This is a genomic window from Actinoalloteichus caeruleus DSM 43889 (assembly GCF_000429185.2).
Taxonomy (GTDB): Bacteria; Actinomycetota; Actinomycetes; order Mycobacteriales; family Pseudonocardiaceae; genus Actinoalloteichus_B; species Actinoalloteichus_B caeruleus.
Genome location: NZ_AUBJ02000001.1, coordinates 25765 through 49534, shown reverse-complemented (window position 1 = coordinate 49534; position 23770 = coordinate 25765). Strand labels below are relative to the sequence as shown.

Sequence of the window (23770 nt, the reverse complement as noted above, 5' to 3'; positions counted from 1 at the left end):
CGGTCGTGGTGGCCGTCCCCTGGGCAGCGGTGGGGAGGAGTTCGGGCGGTCTCCGGCCGGCGGACGTCCCGCCGACCCTTCGGGGGCCCGCGCGTGGGGGCGGGGGTCGGAGGTCATCGCGTTCCCTCTCCAGTGCCGCATTGGGGTCCGGTCCGTCGGGTGGGCTGGTGGGGCGCCTGCCTGGTCCACGCGGTACGGGGAGCCGCCGAGTGGACCGGGCCGTCGAGGAACGTCAGCGGCCGCCCGCTGCCGCCCGCGCGGCAGGCGATGATCTCGGCGGCCACCGAGACGGCCGTCTCCTCCGGCCGGTCACCCCCGAGGTCCAGGCCGACCGGAGCGCGCAACCGGGCCAGCTCGCGGTCGCCGAGTCCCCGGCCGCGCAGCTCGCCAACCCGCCGGCGGTGGGTGGAGCGGGATCCGAGCGCTCCCACGTACCCGGCTGGTCCGCGCAGGGCCACCACCAGGGCTGGCACGTCCACCCTGGAGTCGTGGGTGAGCAGGCAGACGGCGTCCCTCCCGGTCAGCCGCTGCCCGGCCAGGTACCGGTGCGGCCAGTCGACGACCACGTCGTGGGCGGCGGGGAAGCGGCGGGCGGTGGTGAACAGCGGGCGGGGATCGCACACGGTGACGTGGTAGCCGAGGAGCCGCCCGAGCCGGGCGAGGGGGTCCGCGTGGACCGTCGAGCCGATGAGGACCAACCGGTCCGGAGCCGCGTGGGTCTCCACCAGGACCTCCACCTCCCCACCGCCGACGGTGGGGAGCCGGTGGCGGCCCGGCCGGCGGGCGGTCAGCCACTCCCGCGCCCGCCCGGTCGCCGCCCGGTCGGCCGCGCGGTCCCCCAACGTCCCGTGGGGGTGTGGCCGTCCCGGCTGGCGGTCGCCGCCGGGTGCCCCGCTCGGTGCGCCGAGAACGGTGACCGCCTGGCCGGCGAGGGGGTGGTCCTCGTCGACGACGGTGACGAGCACCGCCTCCTGGTCACGGCGGTTGGCCTCGCGCAGGGCGAGCAGTTCGGGGTGTCCCTCCCCGGAGCAGCGGCGGACGAAGACCTCCAGTTCGCCACCGCAGCTCGCGGTCGGCGCGAGGATGTCCCCTCCGGAGGCCGCCACCCGCCGCCGCAGGCACCTCCCGGTCGCCAGGGCCTGCTCGGCCCACGCGTACACGGCGGCCTCGACGCAGCCACCCGCCACTCCCCCGGTCACCTGGCCGTCCGACTCGACCACGAGGGCGAGGCCGAGCCGGCGGGGGCTGCCGCCCGTCGCCTCCACGAGGCTGACCAGCGCGAAGGGCACGCCGGCCCCGGAGATGCCCGCGAGGTGTTCCACCAGATCGGACACGGTGTTCCCCATCCCGTCTCGGAGGGCGCGCGCCCCCGGTCGGGCCGTGACCTGGGAGCGGAGCCGGGCCGGTCGCGACCGGCCCGGCGGTCACACCCCTAGGCCGTGGCGCCGTGGCCGGCCAGGTACTCGCGGAGGTTCGCGAGGATCGGGGTCCACCCCTCCCGCCAGGACTCCACGTCCTCGGCCCCGGCCAGGCCGTCGTGCACCAGGCGGTACCGGACCTTGCCGCCGGGCAACGGCCGGAGTTCGAAGGACACCCGGGTGGCGGGAGACGCGGGGCCGCCGTCCGACGCCTCCTGCCGGAAGCTGTAGACGAGCCGGCGGGTGGGGTCGACCTCCAGCACCTCGCCGCTGTCGGTGACCCGGTCACTGTCGCCGTCGTAGAACCGGACCACCGATCCCACCGTCCAGTCTGACTCGACGCGACGGTCGAACCAGTACCGCCGGGTGATCTCCCCGGAGGTCAACGCGGCCCACAGCCGGCTGGGCGTGGTGTCCAGGACGTCCTCGTGCACGAACGCGGGGTCACTCATGGCATCGCACCTCCGGTGAACACGGATCACGAAGGAGGGCGGCGTGTCGTCCCGCCCCCGGCGGCCAGCCCGCGTGGCTGACCGGTGCCGGAGAGCTCGGGAGGCACCACACCGCCCGCCGGAGGCCCATCGTCGCACTCGGGAGCGCCCGATCGGCGGAACGACGGGCGGGTGCCGTCGGCGAGGGCCGCCCACCTGCCGTCCGACGTCGTCCCCGCACTCTTCCGGGCGACGCTCGACGAGGTTGGGTGGCGAACCGACGGCTCGGCGGTCGGCGGGGACCGGACCGGCGACCTCCGCCGAGGGCAGCCGCCACGTCATGGGGTCCCGAGCGGGCCTCGCGAGCGCACCGGACGACCGCTCCTCCGGGCGGAACCGCCCTCGTCGTGGCCCCCTCCCCGCCGCTCGCTCCGCCAGCCCGCACCTCGCCCCTGGACGCGTCGAGCGGTGTGGTGAGGTGGTGCGCGGGCATCGACCAGGGAGGAAGACGAGATGGGCGGCACGGGATCGGACACGTCGGTGACGTCCTCGGACGCGGGGCGCGAGGACGCCTGGAACCGGTGGCGGGAGGCGCGACGGCACGCGGTGACCGGCCCGGAGGGCAGCCTCGCGCTGGTCGACACCTGCTGGCCCGACGAGTCGGAGCGGCTGCCCGGACTGCCGGGGCGGTGGACCGTCGTCGGCGACGAGGTGTGGCTCGCCGCCGAGGAGGCGGACCAGGTGACCGTCGACGGCGATCCGCTGTCGGGCGAACGCCGGGTGAGCGGGGCGGGAGCGGGGGCAGCGCCGATGGTGCGGTTCCCCGGCGGGAGCGCCACCGTGGTGGTGCGGGGTGGGCAGTTCGGGGTTCGGCGCTTCGACCCGGCCGCCCCGGCCGCGTCGGGGTTCGAGGACATCGACACCTCCCCGTTCGACCCGGACTGGATCGTCCCGGCCCGGTACACGCCCTTCCCCGGCCGGGAGGTGGTGAACTACGCGAAGATGTTGGAGTCGGGACCGACGGAGCTGGAGGTCCCGGGGGAGCTGCGGTTCACCGTGGGTGGCCGCGAGTACCGCACCACTCCCCTGGTCTCCGAGGGGCGGCTCCTCCTGGTCTTCTCCGACGCGACCACCGGGGTCAGCAGCTACCGACCTGGCCGTTTCCTCCGGGTGACACGCCCCGACGTGAGTGCCGGCGGCACCGCTCGCGTCCTCCTCGACTTCAACCGCGCCTACCTCCCGCCGTGCGCGTTCTCGGCGCACTTCAACTGCCCGCTGCCCCCGGCGAACCACCAGTTCGACGTGGCGGTTCCTGTGGGCGAGCGGACCGTGCGGTACCGGTGAGGACGTGGTGGACAACCCCGGCCGGGCAGGGGGCGGCCGGTGGGGCCGTGACGCCGTCCCCTGGTGGCGACGGCCGTCCTCGGCGGGGCGGGCTGGTGCCGTGGGCCGGGGCTCAGGTGGGGCGGAGCGGACCGGTGAAGGACCTGCTCAGGTGGTCGTGCAGGTCGTCGAACCGCCGGCGCCGCCCGTAGGCGGCGCGCTGGCGGTGCGCGCCCGATCCGGCCGCGAACAACCTGCCCAGCAGGTCCCGCGCGGTGGCCCGGTCACCCCCGGCCTCCAGTCCGGAGGCGGCCCGGCGCATGAGTTGGCGTACCCGTCCCCTGGCGGTGAGCAGCGTGCCGGTCCCCGGGTCGAGGCTCATGCCCTCCAGTCCGTCGTGCGCCGCGCGCCACAGCGCCAGCCGCAGGGTGTGGTCGGGGAACCGGGGGCCCGCGCGACCGGCGTCGATGTCGGCGAGCGCGACCACGGCGAGCGCGCGGACCAGCAGCGCGTACAGCACCGCCTCCTCGGCCGTGGCGGCCACGTCGAAGATCCGGACCTCGACGGTGGGGACCCGCTCCGAGGGGCGGACGGAGAAGTACAACATCCCGCTGTCCAGAGCGGCGCCCGAGATCAGGAGTTCCTCACTCGCCCGTTCGTACCCGGCGAGCGACCCGAACCAGGGCTGTGGCACGGCCGAGGGCAGCCGGGTCCAGGTGACCGCCCGCCAGCTCGCGTGCCCGGTGGGCCGACCACCCGCGAACGCCGAGTTGGCGGAGAGCGCCAGCAGGGCCGGCAGCCACGGACGCAGGTGGTCCGCGACCAGGACCGCGCGTTCCCGGTCGGGCATCCCGACGTGGACGTGGCAGCCGCACACGGACAGGTCGTCCACGAGCATCCCGTACCGCTCCCCCATCCGCTGGTACCGGTCGGCCGGGGTGAGGGGGGTGGGGACACCGGCGGCGAGCGGGGCGCAACCGCTGGCCACGACCCGACTGCCCTCCCCGGCCGCGGCCGCCGCCAGCACGGCCCGGGACCGTGACAACGAACCCAGCAGCTCGCCGGCGGTCCCGCAGACCGGCGTCGCCGTCTCGACCTGGTACGGGGTGGCCTCCGCGCAGGCGCCCACCCCGGCCCGGTCGGCCGCCGCCAGCACGGAGGGTGCCGAGGCCGCCGGCCGGCCCGACTCGCCATCGAGCAGGAGGAACTCCTCCTCGATCCCGACCGTCAACACACCTCCCATACTCGCCCTGCCCGAGGGGAGGGTGTGGATCGAGCTGGGCTCGGGGTGCTCCTGCGGCCGGGAGGACGGGGGGACACCGGCTAAGTCGGTCTCCGTCTTCTCCATCTGTACCTCCGAGGGGAGAGGTCGTCGCCGAACGGCGACGGGTTCGGCCCGCGCGGGGCCGGCCGGCCCGGGCGGGTTGACGCGTGCCCGCGGAAAACGCGATCGGAACGCCGGAACGGGGAACGCCGTCGGGAAGGCCGAGCCCGCCGCGCGTCGGCCGCCACGGCTCACCGGGCGACGGCGGGCTGGTGTACGGCGGGCGTGGCCAGGGGGCTGGTCCCGGCTGGCGGTGGGACGCCTACCGGGTGGGATGCTCCGACCTGGCCAACGCGCGAGCCACGGAACGCTCGAAACAAGCGCGTTCGTTCATCGCAACCACCGTGCCCGTCTCTTCATCGTCCGCTCGCCACGGGGCGGGACGGGTTCGGTCCGAGTTCGCCGGCCTCGGTGCGCTGGTGGCACGGCGGGAACGGACCGACGGGGACCCACCCGTCTCCTGGCGAGATGTCCGGCGAAACTCCCTGGCAATCGCTACTCGCTGCGGCGGAGGACCCACCGCTCGTGATGCTACCTAAAGTGTTGCCGGTGGCACAGTAGGTAATGGGTGGTGGACCGCTGGACCCGTCGTCCCAGGCCCTCCGGTCCCGCCGGCGGACGGTCCGCGCGCCGCGAGTCCGCTGCGCGGGAAGGGCTACCGTACAGCTGACGATTCCGACCGCTCCCCCACGGGCCGACCCGGGGGACGGACGCCGCGGCGAGAATGGAAGGGCGGGTGTCTTCGGAGGTGGGAGAGCTGTCGTTCCGCCTGTTGGGACGCGTCTCGGCCATTCGCGACGGCACTCCGGTCGATCTTGGTCCGCCTCGTCAGCGCACTGTCCTCGCGGCGTTGTTGCTCCGGCTCGGCGAGCCCGTTCCCGCGCGGCACCTGGTCGAGGCGGTGTGGTCCTCGACGCCGCCGGGAGCGGCCGCACAGGCGGTGACCGTCTACGTGTCGACGCTGCGGCGGACGCTGCGCGAGGTGCGCATCTCCGGGGACGCGGACGGATACCAGTTGGAGGCCACGCCGGAGGCGGTCGACCTGCACCGCTTCCGGCGGCTGGTCGTGGCCGCCGGCCAGGGGGACCCCGAGAGCGCCCTGCCCCGGCTCGGTGAGGCCCTCGCCCTGTGGGAGGGCGACCCGCTGGGAGGCCTCGGGGCCGCGCCCCTGGTGGCCCGGTCGGCGGGCGCGCTCGCGGAGGAGCGGCTGGCGGCGTTGCGTCACCGCAACGCGATGCGCGTCGCCCTCCACCGGTACTCCGAGGCGGTGGCCGAGCTGTCCCGGTTGGTCACCGAACACCCGCTGCGCCAGGACCTGCGGGAGCTGCTGATGCGGGCCCTGCACCTGTCGGGGCGGCGGGACGAGGCGCTCGCCGTCTTCGAGGACGCCGAACGGGTGCTCCGACGCGAGGGGGGCACCGAGCCGCTCCCGGCACTGCGCCTCCTGCGCGAGGAGATCAGGAACGGGCGTCCCGGGAAGGCGACCGGAAACGCCGGCGGCCGGGAGGTGGTGGCGGAGGGCCGTCCCCAGCCGGGCCACCCCGTGCCCGCGCAGCTCCCCGTGGACACGGCGGACTTCACCGGTCGTGACGAGTTGATCGACCGGATCTGCCACCTGGCGCGGTCCGGGGAGGCCGAGTCGCAGGTCACGGTGGTCGTCCTCGACGGGATGGCGGGAGTGGGCAAGACCGCCCTGGCCGTGCGGCTCGGACACCGGTTGTCCCTCGGCTACCCCGACGGCCAGCTGTTCCTCGACCTCCACGGCTTCACCGAGGGCACGCTCCCCCTCGACCCGGCGCGGGCCCTCGACCGGGTGCTGCGCGATCTGGGCGTGCCGGGGGAGGAGGTCCCACCCACTCCGGCGGAACGGGCCACGCTGTTCCGGACGATCGCCGCGCGGCGGCGGCTCCTCGTCCTGTTGGACAACGCGGGGTCGGAGGAGCAGGTGACGCCGCTGTTACCCGCTGGCCCGGGGAGCCTGGTGCTGGTCACCAGCCGCCGGCGGCTGCCCTCCCTCCCCGGCGTGCGTCCCTTCTCGCTCGGTGTCCTGGACAGCACCGAGGCCGCGATGTTGTTCCGCAGGGTGGCGGGTCCCGAACGCCTCGGAACCGTCCCGCCCGAGGAGGTCGACGAGCTGGTCGACCTGTGTGGGCGACTGCCGCTCGCCGTGCGCATCGCCGCGGCCAGGCTGCGGGCGCGTCCGACCTGGTCGCCCCGCCACCTCGCCAGGAGGCTCCGCGACGAACGACGCCGACTCGGGGAGCTGGAGGAGGAACGTCGCAGTGTGGCCGCCGCCTTCCAGGTCTCCTACCGGCAGCTCAGGCCCGCGCAGCGGAAGGTGTTCCGGTCGCTGGGCCTGTTGCCGGGACCGGATGTCGACGTGGGCGCGGCGGCGGCGGTCGCCGGGTCGGAACCGTGGGCGGTGGAACGCTCGTTGGAGGACCTGGTCGACAGCCACCTCCTCGAACAGCACCTGCCCGACCGCTACCGCTTCCACGACCTGATCCGGGCGCACGCCGCCACGCTGGCGGAGGCGGTCGACGACCAGACCGAGCGGCGGACCGCGCTGCACCGGCTGTTGGACTACTGGTTGGTCACCGCGCGGGCCGCCGTCGACCGGATGGACTCCAACCGGACGACCGAGTCCCTGGCCGTCGCCCACCCTCCACGACACGTCCCCACCCTCACCGGTCCCGGTGAGGCCGGGGACTGGTTGGAGACCGAGCTGGCGAACCTGGTCGCCGCGGTGGAGCGGGCGGCCGGGTCGGAGCTGGCGGAGCACTCCTGGCGGCTCGCCGACGTGCTCTGGCGCTTCTTCCACCTGCGCGGCTACCTCGACCACTGGGTCGCCACCCACGAACAGGCGTTGGACGCGGCCCGCCGGCACGGCGACCGGTGGGAGGAGGCGACGGTCCTGCACAACCTGGGCACCGCCTACTGGCGGCTCGGTCAGCTGCCCTGCGCTCTGGACCACTACCAGCGGGCGCTGGCCGTGCGGCGGGAGCTCGGCGACAGGACGGGCACCGCGCGGTCTCTGGGCAACCTCGGCCTCGTCCTGCGCCGGCTGGGTCGGCTCCCCGAGGCCAGGGAGCGGCACGAGGCGGCGCTGGCCCTGTTCCGCCGGCTCGACGACCGCCCGGGGGAGGCCAGGGCGTTGGGGAACCTGTCCATCGTCGAGGAACTGCTCGGGGACCTCGACGGCGCGCTGGCCCGGCACCGCCACGCGTTGGCCGTCTTCCGCGAGTTGGACGACCGTCCCGGGGAGGCCAGGACGCTGGGGAACCTGGCGATCCTGTTGCGGAAACTGGGTCGGGAGAGCGAGGCCGAGGAGCACGACCGCGGGGCGCTCACCCTGTTCCGGCAGCTGGGTGACCGGTCCAGTGAGGCGATGGCCACCGCGCACCTGGCCGCGGGGATGCGCCGGGACGGGGATCTCGCCGCCGCCGAACGGGAGCAGCGGCGTGCGCTGGAGCTGGCCGAGAAGGTGGGTGACCCCGGCCTGGTCCACGAGGTGTTGCTGGAACTGGGCGAGACCCTCGCCAGGTCGGATCCCCGGGCCGCGCTGGCCGAGTACCGCAAGGCCGCCGAGGTGGCGGAGTCGGTGGGCAACGGCTACCAGCGGGGCCAGGCCCTGGAACGGGTGGGTGACGCCCACCGGGCGATGGGGGACGCGGCGGCCGCGGCCGAGTCGTGGCGCCAGGCGTTGGCCTGCTACCAGCCGCTGGAGGTCCCGGAGGCCGCGAGCGTGGCCGAGCGGCTGGCGGCGCTCGGCGGACCGGCCGCCACGAGCGGCTGAGGTGGCCTCCCCGCCGCCCGCCCGTCAGTGCTCGTGGTCCTGCCCGTCCCGAACCCCTTCGTACACGGCGGCCAGGTCGTCCCGGCCGAAACCGTGGTCCTCCGCCCGGGTCAGCTGGTCGAGCACCACCCGCACCAGGGAGAGGTCGGGTGCGTCGTCGCCGGCCGACGCGGCGAGCACCAGGCGGGCGTCCTTCGCGGCGAGCCGGAGGGGGAAGGACGGGGTGTAGTCGGAACGCAGCATCGCGTAGCCCTTGGTGTGGGCGTAGGGGACGTCCATCGCGCCGCCGGAGATCGCGGCGAGGAACAACGCCGGGTCCAGGCCGAGGTGGCGGGCCAGCGCCAGCGACTGGCCGACGCCGGCGGTCAGCGTCAGGACCCAGGCGTTCGCGACGAGCTTCAGCCGCGATCCGGCACCGGCTGGTCCCACCCAGAGGGTGCGGGAGCCGATCGCGTCGAGAACCCGCGTCGCGGGTCCCCTGGTCTCGTCGGGGCCGGAGGCCAGCACGACCAGCCGCCCCTGTTCGGCGGGTTCGCGGGTGCCGAGGACCGGCGCGTCGACGTAGGGCAGGTGCGCCGTGGCGGCGGCGGAACGCAACCGCCGTTCGTCGGCGACCCCGACCGTGCTGGTCTGGATCCACAGGCCGGGACGCTGCCGCGCCGCGAGCACCCCGTCGGAGCCGGAGGCCACGGCGTCGACGGCGTCCCCGTTGGCCAGCATGGTGAGGACGACGTCCGCGCCGTCGGCGGCCTCGGCCGGGGTGTCGAGGATGTCGGCGCCGTCCGCGCGCAGCGGTTCGGCCCGGGCGCTGGTCCGGTTCCACGCCCGGACACCGAACCCGTGGGCCAGCAGGTTCCGGGCCATGGGCAGGCCCATGGTGCCGATGCCCAGCACCGCGACGGTGGGAGGCGGTGTCCAGCTCACGACCGTGCTTCTCCTCAGACCGGGGTTCGTCGTCGGGTGACGTCCGACGCGGCTCCATCGTCGGGGCGCCACTCCGCCACCGCCACTCGACGAGGGGCGGGCCGGCGGGGCCGGGTGGGCGGGGCGACCGGACGTGCCGTCCACTCCGATCCGCCGGTGGCGGGCGCGGCACGCGCGTCCCCGTCCCGTCGTCATCGGTCGAGGTGCGGTTACCGGCAGGACTCGGCGGGAACGGGGCCACGGGGATTTCGCGGACCGCGCCACCGCTCGTTCTCCACCTCACCGGGGCAGCGCGATCCCGGAATTCCGACTCGACGCGCCCCCCGGGCCCCACTTCCGAGCGACGCACTCCGAACACCGCACCCGCGACCGCGCCAAAACGTTCTGGGACCTTTTCCGAGGAATCACCGAACCAGGTCGGCCAGTGCGTTCGCCACCCGGGCTCGACACCGCCGCTCCCGGGCAACTCTGACCGGAACCGGCCCTGGACCAGGCGAACTACACCGTCCTACTGATACGGGAAGGAACGGTTTCCGATCTTGTGCGGATCACGGAGAACACCGCCACCGATAATTGGAGGGTTTTCGCCGAGGGGGAACGGAAACGTATCTCCCGAATCCAACGGACATCGAGCAAGGGTTTTCCTATGACCGCCGTGACAGTTTCTTGACGGCGCACGCGAACTCGGACTAGACCATTGTCCCGTGACGTTCGCCCACCAGGCGAACACGGCTCAGCCGAACCATCGAGACAACCGGAGTGTCATGCGCTTTCGTCTTGCCGCCACCGCGGTCGCCAGCGCGGCCATCGCCACGCTCGGGCTGGCGTCGGCCACCGCGGTCGCGTCACCCGACACGACCACCCCTGACGCCGGGGTCGTCCAGCCGTTCATCGTCGGCGGCGAGGACGCCACCGAGGGGTACGAGTTCTCGGCGGCGCTGATCAACGACGGTCGCCACGCCTGCGGCGGCACCGTGATCGCCCCCGAGTGGGTGCTCACGGCCGCCCACTGCATGGTGAGCTACGAGCCGGCGGACATCGACGTCCGCGTCGGCAGCGTCGACCGCACCCAGGGCGGCGAGGTGGTCCCCTCCGCCGAGATCATCATCCACCCGGACTACGACGACTCGGAGGTCACCCGGGTCGACGCGGACATCGCGCTGATCCGCCTCGCCGAGCCGGTCTCGGTGACGCCGGCGACGCTGTCCACCAGCAAGCCGCTGCCCGGAGACACCATCCGGCACACCGGGTGGGGCCAGGAGTGCCCGGTCGGCGGTGAGTGCGGGTCCGCCGAGATCCTCCAGCTGCTGGACACCACCGTGATCGCCGAGGGCTGCGAGTACGGATTCAACCCGGAGACCGAGATCTGCGACCAGCCGGCCGAGGGCACGGGCTTCTGCTACGGCGACTCCGGCACCGGCACCCTGAAGGCCACCGACGGCGGCTGGGAACTGGCCGGCATCATCGTGCGGACGGGCTACCAGTCCAGCGAGCCCCTCTGCGCCATCGGCCCTGGCATCAGCACGGACGTCGCCTACTGGACCCCGTGGATCGAGGAGCACGTCTCCCTCTGACGGTGAGCGGTACGACGCACCGAGCAGCGGGGCGGTGGTCTCCAGGGGAGAGCACCGCCCCGTTCGGCTGCCAGGCACCACCGCCCCTCCCGGGCGGGAGCCGAGGGTCAGGTGAGCGCCGGGAGCCGCGCGCGGGGCGAGCTGGGCGGGGCGAGCGGGGCGCGGGGCTCCCGACTCACTTCTCCACGGGATACCAGCGCTGGTGTGCCTCCCAGCCGTCCCGCAGGATGCGCGGGAGGTCCGACCGCCTCGGTTCCCAGCCGAGCTCCCGGGTGATCCGCGAGTGGTCGGCGACCAGTTCGGGAGGTTCGGGTGCGGCCCTCCGGTAGGCGAGGGGCACGGCTCCCCCCGTCACGCGGGCGGCCGTGTCCACCACGTCGCGGACGCTGCTGCGCCGGCCACTGCCGACGGTGTAGGCGCGCCACCGGCCGGGCGCGCAGGCCGCCACCGCCAGGGCGAAGGCGTCGGCCATGTCCTCCACGTGCACGAAGTCGCGCACGGCCGACCCGTCGCCGTTGATGGTCAGGGCGGCCGTCCGGCCCGTCCTGGCCGCGAGCACCGCGGGGACGAGTCGGGACGGGTCGGGGTCGGGCCGGCCACGCGCCGCGCCCGCGAGGTTGAAGGACCGCAGGCTGATCGCGCCGACCGACCCCGTCGCGGCCAGGTCGGCGGCGGCCCGGTCGGCGGCGAGTTTGCTCCCGCCGTAGGCGTTGACCGGGACCTCCGGGGTGTCCTCGTCGATGGGTTGGCCACCCGGAACGCCGTACACGGCGCAGGTGGAGGCCAGCACCAGGCGGCGGGGACCGCCGGCCGCGCCCGCCTCGGCGAGCGCGGTGAGCAGCGCCAGCGTCCCCCCGGTGTTCGTCCGCCAGTGCCGCACCGGGTCCGTCAGCGACTCGCGCACCCGGACCAGCGCGGCGAGGTGGCAGACGGCCTCCACGGCCGAGACGGGGGACCGGAGCGAGTCGACGTCCCGCACGTCACCCACGACCGCGTCCACGACACCGGGTGGAACGGGCCGCCCCGGTCGGACCAGGGCCACCACCTCATGGCCCCGGTCGGCCAACTCGGCCACCACGGCGTGCCCGAGGAAACCGCTCGACCCTGTCACCAGCACTCGCACCGCCCCAGCCTCGCAGAGCGGACCGTGGAGCCGGCGGTGTCACGTCGGCGCGTCCCGGGAGTGGGCCGCCGCGCCGTCGCGGATCAGCCCACGCCGCCGGGCGGCGGCACCTCGGAGTCCGGGGACGGGGTCTCGGTCCCGCCGGGCTCGCGTCGCCGGTGGTAGCGGGCCGGCGGGTCCAGGTGCGCGAGCATCGCCTGGGAGATCTCACGCAACTGGCGGACCTGGTCCTGGCTGAGCTGGTCGAACAGCCCCTGCCGCACGGCCTCGACGTGGCCGGGAGCGGCGGCCACGAGGACGTCGAACCCCTCCGCCGTGAGGGTGGCGATGGTCGTGCGAGCGTCTCGCGGGTGCTTCTGGCGACGAACCCAGCCCTCCGTCTCCAGCTTCGTCACCGCGTGGGACAGCCGGCTGGGCGAGGCCCGGACCACCTGGGCCAGTTCGGACATGGTCAGGGACCGCTCGGGCGCCTCCGACAGCATCGCGAGGATCAGGTAGTAGGTGTGCGGCAGGCCCGAGTCCCGGTGCATCTGGCGGTCCAGCGACTCCCGTAGCAGCTGGCTCGCCCACAGATAAGCCCGCCAGGTCTCCTGCTCGTCGTCGTCGAGCCATCGCACGCCGTCCATCCACCAAGCATACGAACGGACTTGATCGATCAACGCATCTCAGGCCGCCGAATGGCCGCACCGGGTGAGCGGGTCCTGGCCCGCCACGCCCGCCCGCCCCCGTCCGTCGCGCGGGAACGCGGTCCGGCCACAGCACGACAACGATGTGAGCCGCCCGGTCCACGAACCGCCCGTTCCGCCGCCGCTTGGATACTGTCTCCCCATTTCGGCTCCCGGGAACGAGGAGAGACATGACCACCCCAGCCCAGCTCGCGGACGACCTGATCGCCGCGATGTTCGACGCGCGTCCCATCGATGCCACCCTGGTCGGGTTACGGGACCGGGACGACCGGCTCCCCGACTACGGGGTCGCCGGTGACGAGGACCAGCGCGGTCGTCTCCAGGCCATCCTCGACCGGGCGCGGGAGCTCGACGCCGAGTCCCTGGACCACGGTGACCGGTTGAACCGGGACGTGGTGATCCACCAGGCCAGCGGGCTGCTGGAACACCTCGACGCCCGCGCGGTGGAGTACACGGTCGCCGACTCCTTCTTCTCCTCCACCGCCGAGCTGCTCATCATGCTGCCGAGGGTCGGGATCGCCGACCGCGCGCACGCCGACGGGTACCTCGCCAGGCTCGCCGGGCTGCCCACCGTGCTCGAGGCGATCGCCGAGCGTCACCGGTCCGGGATCGGCGCGGGCCTGCTGCCGGTGCGCCACCTCGTCGAGGCCACCGTGGACTTCCTGGACCGGTACCTCGCCGCCCCGGATGACGACCCCCTGCGCCAGCCGGAACCGCCGGCCGAGGCCGACGTGGACCTCGCCGGGTTCCGCGCCGAGCGGGACCGGCTGCTGGCCGAGGTGGTGCGGCCGGCGTTCCGCCGCTACCGCGACGTGCTCGCCACCGAGGTCGTCCCCTCCGGCCGGGACATGGACCACCCGGGCCTCAGCTGGCTGCCGGGTGGTGACGCCATCTACGCCGGCCTCGCCCGGGCGCACACCACGACGAGCCGGACCCCCGAGGAACTGCACGAAACCGGTCTCCGGCTCATCGAGGACCTGAAACGGGAGTACGCGGAGATCGGTGGCCGCGTGTTCGGCACCGACGACGTGACCGAGATCTTCGAGCGGCTGCGCACGGACCCGGCCCTGCTGTGGTCGAGCGGCGAGGAGATGGTCACCGAGGCCCGTGCCGCGATCGCCCGGGCCGAGAAGGTCGCGCCGGCCTGGTTCAACCGGATGCCGGCCGAGAGCTGCGCGGTGGAGGCCGTGCCGGAGTCCGAGGCCCCCGGCGCCCCGATCGCCTACTACATGTCCCCGGCGCTGGACGGCAGCCGCCCGGGCACCTACTTCGTCAACACCCACCGGGCGGAGGAGCGGGCCAGGACCACCTCGGAGGCCGTCGCCTTCCACGAGGCGGTGCCGGGGCACCACTTCCAGATCGCGCTCGCCCTCGAACTGACCGACCTGCCGTTGCTCCGCCGCCTCGCCCCGTTCAACGCCTACCTGGAGGGCTGGGGGCTCTACACCGAACGGTTGGCGGAGGAGATGGGCCTGTACTCCGGCGACCTGGACCGGCTGGGCATGCTCACCCAGGACGCCATGCGGGCCGGTCGCCTGGTGGTCGACACCGGTCTGCACGCCAAGGGCTGGAGCCGTCAGCAGGCCATCGACTACCTGCGGACCAACACCGCCATGTCCGCCTCCGAGATCGAGTCCGAGGTGGACCGCTACATCACCGCCCCGGGCCAGGCGCTGTCCTACATGGTCGGGCGCCTGGAGATCCAGCGCATCCGCGCCGCGGCGGAGGAGGCGCTGGGCGACCGGTTCGACATCCGCGCCTTCCACGACACGGTGTTGTCCGACGGTCCGCTGCCGCTGGAGGTCCTGGACCGGGTGGTGCGGGAGTGGGTGGACAGCCAGCGCTGAGCGAGGACAGGCGTCAGGAGGGGCGACGCGCACCCCCGCCGTTGAGAGGTGCGGTGGTCAGCAGTTTCTCCCGCAGCCACACCGGGCAGCGGTAGCCGTCCGCCCGTTCGACCAGGAAGTCGTCGGCGACCTTGCGGCGCAGGGTGGCGTTACCCGCCTCCTGGAAGCGGGGGTCGTCGGCGAGTTCCTCCGCCAGGGTGGGCAACGACCGGGCCAGCCGCTCGTGGTGGTCCTCCGCCACCTGGAGCGCCGTGTCGGTGGCCTGTTGGATGGCCTCCCGGGCGGTGCGGCCGGGGAGTCCCGACTGGCTCAACATCCCCCGCAGCTCGGGCTGGCGGCGGGCCACCCTCGCCCGCCGCACATCCGTGCCCGCCGCCCGGAAGGCGGGCAACGCCAGCAGCACGGCGGCGAGCCGGCGAACCTCCTCGGAGTCCACCACGTCTCCGGTGCCCTCGTGCCGGGCGGTGGGCGCGGCGGGCGACACCGCCGCCAGTGCCTGCCGGAACAGCGCGTAGAAGGGTTCCTGGTAGGTCCACCGGTGCAGGACACCTCGGTGGACGAAGGCCACGTCGAACTGGTAGAGCACGCCGTCGAACCGGCGCATCACCCGTTGCACGGCGGCCACCCCGTCGTCCGCCGGTGGGCTGGCCGGCCCGAACTCCTCGACGTCGTCCGGGTCGAAGGCCCACATGCTGACGTAGAGCAGACCGGTGTCCAGGCCGGCGGCCAACTCCACCACCCGGGTCGCGTCGTAGCTCTCGTCGGGCAGGCGCACGGTCCACCCGCCGCCCTCGGGCAGTTCGTCGACGACGGTGAGCCCCAGCGCCCTGGCCCGTTGGAGGGCGGCGCGGGCCAGGCCGGTCAGCTCCCCGTAGGCCTCGTCGTCGGGCAGCCGGGCCAAGGCCTCCAGCGCTGAGGGCGAGGTCGTCGGTTCCTGGCTGTGCACGCGGGGTCCCCTTCCGTCCCCCCGGTCGGGGTGCCGACGTGGGGCCGACGGCCCGATCAGAGGTGTGATGTCCACCTCCGCCCGATGCTAGCCATCGGGGCACCACCCGGGACAGGACTGAACGGGTCGTTGTGCGTCCTTCGTGCTCGGGCCACCGCTACCGCGGGTGCCGGTCGGCGGCTCAGGAGCGGGGCGCGGGACGGCGCAGCCGCCAGTCGAGTGCCGTGTGCCGACGGCCCGACCCCACGGTGCGGACCGCCTGGCCGAGCGCCCGCCTCGACCCGACGAGGACCACCAGCTTCTTGGCCCTGGTCACCGCCGTGTAGAGGAGGTTGCGCTGCAACATCATCCAGGCGCTGGTGGTGACGGGGATGACCACGCACGGGTACTCGCTGCCCTGGGACCGGTGGATGGTGACCGCGTAGGCGTGCACCAGCTCGTCCAGCTCGGAGAACTCGTACTCGATGTCCTCGTCCTCGTCGGTGCGGACGGTCAGCGTCTGCTCGTCCTGGTCGAGGGCGGTCACCACGCCCTGGGTCCCGTTGAACACGCCGTTGGCGCCCTTGTCGTAGTTGTTCCGGATCTGGGTGACCTTGTCCCCCAGGCGGAAGATCCGCCCGCCGAAGCGTCGTTCGGGCAGGCCGTCCCGGGGTGGTGTCAGCGCCTCCTGGAGGAGGAGGTTCAACGCACCGGCCCCGGCCGGCCCTCGGTGCATGGGCGCGAGCACCTGGATGTCCCGGCGGGGGTCCAGGCCGAACCTGCGGGGGATGCGGCGGGCGACGACATCCACCGTCAGTTCGGCGGCGGCCTCGGCCTCGTCGACGGGGAAGAGGAAGAAGTCGTCCATGCCCTTGAGCAGGGGGTGGTCGCCCGAGTTGATGCGGTGGGCGTTGGTGACCACGCCCGACTCGGCGGCCTGCCGGAAGATCTGGTCGAGCCGCACGTGCGGGATGGGGGTGTCCGGGGCGAGCAGGTCCCGCAGGACCTCGCCGGCCCCCACCGAGGGCAGCTGGTCGACATCGCCGACGAGCAGCAGGTGCGCGCCGGGCGCGATCGCCTTGACGAGTTTGTTGGCCAGCAGCAGGTCCAGCATGGAGGCCTCGTCGACCACCACGAGGTCCGCGTCGAGGGGGCGGTCGGCGTCGTAGGCGGCGTCACCTCCCGGTTTGAGCTCCAGCAGCCGGTGGACGGTGGCGGCCTCGTGGCCGGTCAGTTCGGTGAGCCGTTTCGCCGCCCGCCCCGTGGGCGCGGCCAGGACCACCTTGGCGCGTTTCGCCCTGGCCAGGGTGACGATGGACCGCACGGTGAAGCTCTTCCCGCAGCCGGGTCCTCCGGTCAGGACGGCCACCCGTTCGGTGAGGGCGAGCCGGACGGCGCGTTCCTGGGCCTCGGCGAGCTCGGCGCCGGTGGAGCGGCGCAGCCAGTCCAGGGCCCGGGACCAGTCGACGTCGGCGAAGGCGGGCAGGCGGTCGGCGCTGGTGGCCAGCAGGCGGCGCATCCGGCTGGCCAACGAGATCTCGGCGCGGTGGAACGGCACGAGGTAGACGGCGGCCGTCGGGTTCTCGGCGTCGTCCCCGGGGACCTCCTCCCGGACGACGCCCTCCTCCTCGACGAGTTCCCCGAGGCATTCGGCGACCAGTCCCGCGTCGACGGCCAGGATCTTGATCGCCTCGGCGATCAGCTCCAGCTCGGGCAGGTAGCAGTTGCCGTTGCCGGTGGCCTCGGAGAGGGTGAACTGGAGACCGGCCTTGACCCGCTGCGGGGAGTCGTGGGGGATGCCGACGGCCTTGGCGATGGTGTCCGCGGTCTTGAAACCGATTCCCCAGACGTCGCCGGCCAACCGGTACGGTTCCTCCCGCACGACGCGGATGGCGTCGTCGGTGTACTGCTTGTAGATCTTGACCGCGAGCGAGGTGGACACCCCGACTCCCTGGAGGAAGACCATCACCTCCTTGATGGCCTTCTGCTCCTCCCAGGCGGCCGCGATCAGCTTGGTGCGCTTCGGGCCGAGTTTGGGGACCTCGATGAGGCGGTCGGGCGTCTGCTCGATCACGTCGAGCGCGGCGGTGCCGAAGTGTTCGACGATGCGGTCGGCCAGGCGCGGCCCGATGCCCTTGATCAACCCTGACCCGAGGTAACGGCGGATTCCCTGGACCGTGGCGGGGAGCACGGTGGAGTAGTCCTCGACGTGGAACTGCCGACCGTACTGCGGGTGGGAGCCCCACCGGCCCCGCATCCGCAGCGCCTCACCCGGCTGCGCCCCGAGCAGCGCGCCCACCACGGTGACCAGCTCGCCGCCCCGGCCGGTGTCCACCCTCGCCACGGTGTAGCCGGTCTCCTCGTTGGCGAAGGTGATCCGCTCCAGGGTCGCGTCCAGCACGGCGCCGCGCGGGGACCCGTCCACGAGTTCCTCACCTCCGTCCGGCCCTCCGTTGGGCGCGGGGTGCCGCCCCGGGCCACGCGCGTCCAGCGAGCGTCCTCGGGGTGGCGGCGGCCACGCCGCCCTCCGTGCCGCCGCCACGGTATCCACTCGGGACGACCGTTCCGAGCCGGGGCCGGGACATCCGGATTCGGTCACCGACGGTGTCCGCGTCCGGTGTTCGGCCTACCGCCGGTTGGAGGAGATCGGCGCGTTCTCGGGTCTGTCACCTGAGCGGGCGCTGTTGTAGCCTGCCGGGACCGCCAGCGTGGACGACGCTGGACTGTGTTGAGGTTTGGGGTAGCTGTGGTGACAACCGGCAAGATCCTTCGGTTCGACGAGACACGCGGATACGGCTTCATCGCGCCCGACGAGGGCAGCGAGGACGTCTTCATGCACGCGAACGACCTGCGTGATGCCAAGCACCTGTTCCAGCCGGGGGCCAAGGTGTCCTTCGTGGTGGAGGACGGCGACCGGGGGCTGAAGGCGTCCGAGGTCCGACTCGTCTCACCGGCCGTGTCCTCGCCACCCGCGCCGGCGAGGGTGGCCGCTCCGGCGCCGCGTCCGATCGGGCGGGAGGACGAGGAGGACGGCATGTGCGACGTCCTCTCCGCCGCCGAGTTCCGGGTCGAGCTGACCGAGGCGCTGCTCGACGCGGCACCGACGCTGACCGCCGCGCAGGTCGTGCAGGTGCGCACCCGCCTGCTGGAGCTCGCTCGTGGGCACAACTGGATCGAGAGCTGATCGGTCCGCCGACGGGCCTGGCCGATCGGTCAGGATGGTGGCGTGAAGTTATACGAGCGGATTGACGGCCGGCTGCGGGAGTTCGTGCTCGCGCAGCCGGTGTTCTTCGTGGGCACCGCGCCCGCCGGCGCCGAGGGGCATGTGAACGTGTCGCCGAAGGGGATGCGGGGCACGTTCACGGTCCTGGGCGAACACCGCGTCGCCTACCTCGACTACATGGCCAGCGGAGTGGAAACGATCGCGCACCTCCGGGAGAACGGGCGGGTCGTGCTGATGTTCTGCTCCTTCTCCGGCGCGCCCAACGTGGTCCGGCTCCACGGTCGGGGCCGTGCGGTCATGCCGTCGGACCCGGACTTCGCCGAGCTCGTGTCGCGGTTCGAGGTCGAGCCGGCGCCGAGGTTGCGGGCCGTGATCGACGTCGAGGTGACCCGGATCAGCGACTCCTGTGGGTTCTCCCTCCCCCTCATGGACTACGTGGGTGACCGGGACCTGCTGACCCGGCACAACGGGCGCCGCAGCGACGAGAACGCCGCGACCTACCTCGCGACCCGCAACGCGGTCAGCATCGACGGCCTCCCCGCGATCGACCCGGTGCCGACCTCCTGATCGTCGCGGCCCCGCCCGGCCGCCACCCGGCCCGTCCCTCGACGGGCGACGTCCTGAGGAGGACGGGAGCCCGAGGTGTTCGGCCGTGGGCGCGCCGGCGCCGGAAGCCCCCGGGGCGGCGAGGGGAGCCTGTCAGCAGGCCCCGGGTCGTCCGACGCCCCGTTCCTCCTGGGGGTCGCCGTTGGCCTCGCGCAGCGCGCGCATGGCGTCGGCGAGCCGCTGGGAGTCCCCAGGCCCGAGGGGCGCGAGGACGCGGCGGCGCAGGATCTCCGCGCCGGCGGCCCGCACCTGCTTGGCGATGTCCAGCCCGTGGTCGGTGAGTTCGGCGTAGGTCACCCGGCGGTCCCGGTCGCAGCGGTGCCGCCGGATCAGGTCCGCCGCCACGAGCCGGTCGGCGACCTTGGTGAAACCGCCGCTGGAGAGGGCGGCCTCGTGGGCGAGCCGGGTCATCGGCATCCGGTGGTCGGGGCTGCGGACCAGGCGGATCAGGATGTCGAAGGAGGCGGGGGCGAGGTCGAAGCGCTCGCCGATCTCGGCCTGGATCCGGGCCTGCGTCGCGTGGTAGCCCTCGATGACCAGCCCCCACCAGGTGATGATCTCGTCGTCGGCCGCGAGGCCCGCGTCACGCGCGGCGGTCATGCGCACGCCCCTCCTCCCCCTCGTCTCACGTTCCGGACTGGGCGAGTGTAGCCGAACACATCTTCCCGGCGAACTTCTTGCACGGAAGATGTTTAATGTTTAACCTCGCGTCGGGTCGTCCGCAGACCCCCGACCGAGAGGAACGAACACCCCCATGAGCAAGGTCAAGCTGAGCGTCATCTACTACTCGTCCACCGGCACCATCGCGGAGATCGCCCGCACCCTGGTCGCCGAGGCCGAGCAGGCCGGTGCCGAGGTGCGCCTGCGCAAGGCGCCCGAGCTGGCCCCCGACGCCGCCATCGACTCCAACCCGGCCTGGCGGGCGAACGTCGACGCCACCTCCGACGTCCCCGAGGTCACGGCCGACGACGTGGTGTGGGCGGACGCGGTGATCTTCGGCTCCCCCACCCGCTACGGCAACATCGCCGCCCAGCTCAAGCAGTTCATCGACACCCTCGGCGGCGAGTGGCAGCAGGGCCTGCTGGCCGACAAGGTCTACAGCGGCTTCGCCTCCTCCGCCACCCTGCACGGCGGCCAGGAGTCCACGCTGCTCGCGCTGTACAACACCATCCACCACTTCGGCGGCATCCTCGTCAGCCCCGGCTTCACCGACGGCTCGAAGTTCGTCGACGGCAACCCCTACGGCACCAGCCACGTGGACGCCCAGGGGAGCAACCCCGTCAACGACGTGACCCGCACCGCCGCCGGCGTGCAGGCCCGCCGCGTGGTCCGGATCGCCCAGGCCCTCAAGGCCGGCCTGGCCGCCTGAGCTCCCCGGCCGGTGGTCGTCCTCCCAACAGGGAGGGCGACCACCAGACGGAGGGTGGCGACCCGGGCCTCCGAAGAACGGACGGCAGGGGCCCGACCGCGCCGCGCCCGCTCGTCCACCTCCTCAGGCCCCCTGTCCACGACGCCGCCAGCAGCACACGGCCGGCGACGTGGCTGTGAGGAACCGAGGTCAGTCCTGACGGAAGTCCCGGAAGCCGCTCGTCGAAACGGCACGGGCCCCGCCCCCGCCTGGCTCACCACGTCCTCAGCACGCCGAGGAACCCGCCGATTCAGTACCAGTCCCCTGGCTGCCACTGGACGCACTCCGGTCGACGCCCGGTCCGCAGATGTTCGGTGACGGCTCGGCGCACGTCCTGGAGCGCGAGCGTCGCGGAAAGGGGGAAGAAGAGGGGCGCGGACTCGTCGAAGAGGAGCGCGGAGCCGCCCAGATCGGCTCCCGGGTTGTACGTGTCCCAGGGCCCGAGGTCACCGTCCGGCGAGTCACCCGCCCAGTTCAACGCTCCCACCCCCTGGTCAGGCACGGTGGACACCCTCAGCTGCCACTCCGGCCACGCCTCGTGCCCGGCTCCCTGCCCGGCGGGCCTGTCCCAGACGTAGAGGAGACTGGGGCCGGCCGGGTGCGGTTCGTCCACGACCGCCCGGACCAGTGCCGTCCGTTCGCCCTCCGTCCGGGCGTAGTGCCGAACGTTGTCGATGATCGCGGTCACGACGACTGCCACGTGGCTTTCCCTTCGACGGTGGTCGGTCGGCTGCGCCCTGGTTCCCATACCGTCATGGAGAATCCCCGGGGCAGGATCGCGGCTACTGCTTCCGTACACCCGTAAGGGCCTTCGCACATCAGGTTGTTGACGACGACGACCGCGTGGGTGACACCGGACTCTGCCTGGCGCAGCGCCAGCTTCGTCTCGACGTGACGGGCGGCATCGGCGATTGCGCGGTCGCGCAGCGGATGTTCGGGGAACAGGTCGCTGGTGGCGAGAATGAGGCCCACCACGTCCGACTCCGGCCCACGCCCGGACACCACCCGTTCGCCACTGCCCTCGGGGCCCTTCAGGTTAATGCCGGTCGTGGGCTCAGAACCGATAGCCCGGCTGCCACTGCACGCACTCCGGCCGGCGGCCCGTGTTGAAGTGTTCCGCAACGGCCCGGCGCACGTCGTCGATTGGCAGCACCGCCGACGGCGGAAAGTAGGAGGGAACGGAACCGTCGAACTCGACCGCGACACCGACGATCGGCGTGGGATTCAGAGTGTCCCATGGGCCCAGCTCATCACTCGGAACCGGCCCCACCCAGTTGAGCGCGCCCACCCCGAGGCCCGGCTCAGCGGACACCCGAAGCTGCCACGCCGGCCACGCCAGCCGTCCGCTTCCCTCTCCCGCTGGCCGATCCCAGACGTAGACGAGTGACGCCCATCCCGGATGCTCCTCGTCCACCATTCGGCGAATCAGGACCGCTCGTTCCTCCTCCGTCCGGGCGTAGTAGCGATCATTGTCAATGATCGCGGTCACAACGACTGTCACGTGGCTTTCCCTTCGATGATGGTCGGTCGGCTGCGCCCTGGTTCCCATACCGTCATGGAGAACCCCCGGGGCAGGATCGCGGCTACTGCTTCCGTACACCCGTAAAGACCGTCGCACATACGGTTATTGAGGACGACAACCGTGTGGGTGACACCGGCTTCTGCCTGGCGTACCGCTAGCTTCGTCTCGACGTGGCGCGCCACGTCCGCAATGGCGAGGTCCCGCAGCCGATGCTCCGGAAACACGTCGCTGGTGGCGAGGATGAGGCCCGCCAGGTCCGACTCCGGCTCGTGGCCGGACACCATCCGCTCGCCGCTGCCGTCAGAGCCTCCCAGGATGATCCCGGTCGTCTGGCCCCGGCCTCGGGGACGTTCCGGCAACTGGTCTCGGGCCCAGGCCACCCAGGCGACGCCTGTCCCCAGGGCCGCTTCCCACGGGGTGTTCGACGGGTGCGGCAGCGAACGGCCCTGGGGCGGTTCGTCGGCCGGGGCGGGGTCGTGGGTGCCGTGCACCACCCCACCGGCTGGCGGCCCAGGGGCCTGATCAGATCCCGAAGCCGCCCTGAAACGTGGCCATCAGCCGCACCAACTGCTCGCGCAACTGCTGTTGCTGGTCGGCGGCCATCGCGATCGACTGGCGGATCTGCTCCAGCTGCGCCAGCACCTCGCCGTGCCGGGCGGTGCCGTTGAGCACCGCCAGGTGCCCGGTGACCTCGTCCATCCGGCCCTGTTCCTGACTGAGACCGTAGGGCTCCAGGAGGGTGCTGGCGGCCTGTAAGCCTCCGATGATCTGCTGCATGTCCACGGCGGTTCTCCTGTTCAGGTATGGTTTTCGGCGGCCGAGGCGGCCCGGCCGATCAGCTCCCCGGCCCGCTGCGGGTGGGTGAGCGCGGGACCCTGGGGCTGGGGTGGGCGCCACCGCACGGGAAGCGCCCACGTCAGCGGCGGGGCACCGGGAGAGGTCAGGGTGAGGACCTTCCCGCCGAGCCGGGACAGGGTCGTCACCATCAGCGAGGCCACCACCCCCGGCCCGGCCGTGATGACGGTCGCCACCGCGTCGGCGTCGGGCACGAGGAGCGCCCCGGCCACCCGCCGGGCCTGCACGCCGGGCAGCCCGACCGGTTCGGCGGGCGCGTGTTCCGGACGGAGGACGACTCCAAGGCGGCCTGCCTCGACACCCAGGCGAACCGGCCGGTACTGCTCCGCCACCACACCACCAGCCGGGCAAGCTCGCGACCCGGCATCACGACATCGGGCGGGAGGGCGGTCACGGGATCACCCGCTACGGCGGGGGCGAACCCGGCGCACACCGCGCTGGACACGCCCGCTCGGGGAGCCGGGGTGGTCACGGCGTCGCTGCCTGAGCAGCGGAGGCGGTGTCCTCCGCTGCCGCCGCCTCGGCCTCTTTGGCTTCCAGCTCACGCACCACCCGCCGGAGCTGGCCCACCATCGTCCGCACCCACTCCGAGTGGAGGTCGGGCTCCTCGGTGACGCAGGGCTCCATCTCCCGCAGCCAGTCCTGGTAGTACCGCAGCCGCTGCTCGTCCGACACCCAGGACCAGCGGCCCATGTAGCGCCTGGTGATGGCCGAGGCGATCTCGGCTGGACTGCCCTTCCGTCGTCCCATGTGGTCATTCCCCGATCTCGATGACGGTTTCGCGG

Annotated in this window: 23 protein-coding genes; 7 read left to right on the top strand and 16 right to left on the bottom strand. The window is 73.1% G+C overall.

The window, feature by feature from the left end:
* Window positions 1-113: 113 nt before the first annotated feature.
* Complete coding sequence (locus tag G443_RS00200) at window positions 114-1334, bottom strand: XdhC family protein (protein WP_211237544.1); 1221 nt, start codon at window positions 1332-1334, stop codon at window positions 114-116.
* A 98-nt stretch (window positions 1335-1432) separates the two neighbouring features.
* Entirely contained in the window at window positions 1433-1870 is a 438-nt protein-coding gene (locus G443_RS00195) for an SRPBCC domain-containing protein (RefSeq protein ID WP_051314050.1), read from the bottom strand.
* 492 nt (window positions 1871-2362) lie between these two features.
* Here G443_RS00195 and G443_RS00190 point away from each other — a divergent pair, with 492 nt between their 5' ends.
* Window positions 2363-3193, top strand: a complete 831-nt coding sequence (locus G443_RS00190) for a DUF1684 domain-containing protein (RefSeq protein WP_035276188.1) — start codon at window positions 2363-2365, stop codon at window positions 3191-3193.
* A 112-nt stretch (window positions 3194-3305) separates the two neighbouring features.
* Here G443_RS00190 and G443_RS00185 read toward each other — a convergent pair whose 3' ends face one another.
* Entirely contained in the window at window positions 3306-4520 is a 1215-nt protein-coding gene (locus tag G443_RS00185) for a carboxylate-amine ligase (RefSeq protein WP_051314049.1), read from the bottom strand.
* Window positions 4521-5232: 712 nt separating this feature from the next.
* Between G443_RS00185 and G443_RS00180 the strand changes: the two genes are divergently transcribed.
* Entirely contained in the window at window positions 5233-8292 is a 3060-nt protein-coding gene (locus G443_RS00180) for an AfsR/SARP family transcriptional regulator (RefSeq protein ID WP_162147309.1), read from the top strand.
* Between the two features lie 24 nt (window positions 8293-8316).
* On the opposite strand, the gene G443_RS00175 is transcribed toward G443_RS00180, so the two are convergent.
* Entirely contained in the window at window positions 8317-9216 is a 900-nt protein-coding gene (locus G443_RS00175) for an NAD(P)-dependent oxidoreductase (protein WP_026419180.1), read from the bottom strand.
* A gap of 764 nt (window positions 9217-9980) precedes the next feature.
* Here G443_RS00175 and G443_RS00170 point away from each other — a divergent pair.
* Complete coding sequence (locus G443_RS00170) at window positions 9981-10790, top strand: S1 family peptidase (protein ID WP_026419179.1); 810 nt, start codon at window positions 9981-9983, stop codon at window positions 10788-10790.
* Window positions 10791-10965: 175 nt separating this feature from the next.
* On the opposite strand, the gene G443_RS00165 is transcribed toward G443_RS00170, so the two are convergent.
* Both G443_RS00165 and G443_RS00160 read right to left on the bottom strand, forming a co-directional pair.
* Window positions 10966-11913 (bottom strand): NAD-dependent epimerase/dehydratase family protein, encoded by a 948-nt coding sequence (locus G443_RS00165; protein WP_026419178.1) that lies wholly within the window; start codon window positions 11911-11913, stop codon window positions 10966-10968.
* An 83-nt stretch (window positions 11914-11996) separates the two neighbouring features.
* Window positions 11997-12539 carry a MarR family winged helix-turn-helix transcriptional regulator gene (locus tag G443_RS00160; RefSeq protein WP_051314047.1) on the bottom strand — a complete coding sequence of 181 codons (543 nt, stop codon included), beginning with the start codon at window positions 12537-12539 and terminating at the stop codon, window positions 11997-11999.
* 230 nt (window positions 12540-12769) lie between these two features.
* On the opposite strand from G443_RS00160, the gene G443_RS00155 reads away from it, so the two are divergent.
* Window positions 12770-14446: a DUF885 domain-containing protein gene (locus G443_RS00155; RefSeq protein WP_026419177.1), complete on the top strand. Its 1677-nt coding sequence runs from the start codon at window positions 12770-12772 to the stop codon at window positions 14444-14446.
* A 13-nt stretch (window positions 14447-14459) separates the two neighbouring features.
* Here the strand turns inward: G443_RS00155 and G443_RS00150 are convergent, their stop codons facing one another.
* Both G443_RS00150 and recD2 read right to left on the bottom strand, forming a co-directional pair.
* Window positions 14460-15392, bottom strand: a complete 933-nt coding sequence (locus tag G443_RS00150; protein ID WP_026419176.1) for a hypothetical protein — start codon at window positions 15390-15392, stop codon at window positions 14460-14462.
* A gap of 181 nt (window positions 15393-15573) precedes the next feature.
* Window positions 15574-17796, bottom strand: a complete 2223-nt coding sequence (gene recD2 / locus G443_RS00145; protein ID WP_026419175.1) for an SF1B family DNA helicase RecD2 — start codon at window positions 17794-17796, stop codon at window positions 15574-15576.
* A gap of 324 nt (window positions 17797-18120) precedes the next feature.
* Between recD2 and G443_RS00140 the strand changes: the two genes are divergently transcribed.
* Complete coding sequence (locus tag G443_RS00140) at window positions 18121-18555, top strand: cold-shock protein (protein ID WP_035292289.1); 435 nt, start codon at window positions 18121-18123, stop codon at window positions 18553-18555.
* 42 nt (window positions 18556-18597) lie between these two features.
* Window positions 18598-19161: a pyridoxamine 5'-phosphate oxidase family protein gene (locus tag G443_RS00135; RefSeq protein ID WP_026419173.1), complete on the top strand. Its 564-nt coding sequence runs from the start codon at window positions 18598-18600 to the stop codon at window positions 19159-19161.
* Between the two features lie 132 nt (window positions 19162-19293).
* Here the strand turns inward: G443_RS00135 and G443_RS00130 are convergent, their stop codons facing one another.
* Window positions 19294-19800, bottom strand: coding sequence for a MarR family winged helix-turn-helix transcriptional regulator (locus G443_RS00130; RefSeq protein ID WP_035292280.1), 507 nt, complete (start codon window positions 19798-19800; stop codon window positions 19294-19296).
* Window positions 19801-19954: 154 nt separating this feature from the next.
* On the opposite strand from G443_RS00130, the gene wrbA reads away from it, so the two are divergent.
* The gene (gene wrbA, locus G443_RS00125) at window positions 19955-20569 is read left to right on the top strand and encodes an NAD(P)H:quinone oxidoreductase (RefSeq protein ID WP_026419172.1); all 615 of its coding nucleotides are present in this window, start codon (window positions 19955-19957) and stop codon (window positions 20567-20569) included.
* Window positions 20570-20858: 289 nt separating this feature from the next.
* On the opposite strand, the gene G443_RS00120 is transcribed toward wrbA, so the two are convergent.
* From G443_RS00120 to G443_RS00090, 7 genes are all read right to left on the bottom strand, one after another.
* Window positions 20859-21308 (bottom strand): Imm1 family immunity protein, encoded by a 450-nt coding sequence (locus G443_RS00120; RefSeq protein WP_051314046.1) that lies wholly within the window; start codon window positions 21306-21308, stop codon window positions 20859-20861.
* Window positions 21293-21610: a DddA-like double-stranded DNA deaminase toxin gene (locus tag G443_RS00115; RefSeq protein WP_245588834.1), complete on the bottom strand. Its 318-nt coding sequence runs from the start codon at window positions 21608-21610 to the stop codon at window positions 21293-21295. Before G443_RS00115 ends, G443_RS00120 begins: the two co-directional genes overlap by 16 nt.
* Before the next feature lie 52 nt (window positions 21611-21662).
* Complete coding sequence (locus tag G443_RS00110) at window positions 21663-22109, bottom strand: Imm1 family immunity protein (protein ID WP_051314044.1); 447 nt, start codon at window positions 22107-22109, stop codon at window positions 21663-21665.
* Window positions 22106-22621, bottom strand: a complete 516-nt coding sequence (locus G443_RS00105; protein WP_051314043.1) for a DddA-like double-stranded DNA deaminase toxin — start codon at window positions 22619-22621, stop codon at window positions 22106-22108. Before G443_RS00105 ends, G443_RS00110 begins: the two co-directional genes overlap by 4 nt.
* Before the next feature lie 31 nt (window positions 22622-22652).
* A complete protein-coding gene (locus tag G443_RS00100) occupies window positions 22653-22913 on the bottom strand; it encodes a hypothetical protein (RefSeq protein ID WP_026419169.1) in 261 nt (86 codons plus the stop codon).
* 14 nt (window positions 22914-22927) lie between these two features.
* The gene (locus tag G443_RS00095; protein WP_026419168.1) at window positions 22928-23317 is read right to left on the bottom strand and encodes a hypothetical protein; all 390 of its coding nucleotides are present in this window, start codon (window positions 23315-23317) and stop codon (window positions 22928-22930) included.
* Between the two features lie 136 nt (window positions 23318-23453).
* Window positions 23454-23735: a hypothetical protein gene (locus G443_RS00090; RefSeq protein ID WP_026419167.1), complete on the bottom strand. Its 282-nt coding sequence runs from the start codon at window positions 23733-23735 to the stop codon at window positions 23454-23456.
* Window positions 23736-23770 lie beyond the last annotated feature (35 nt).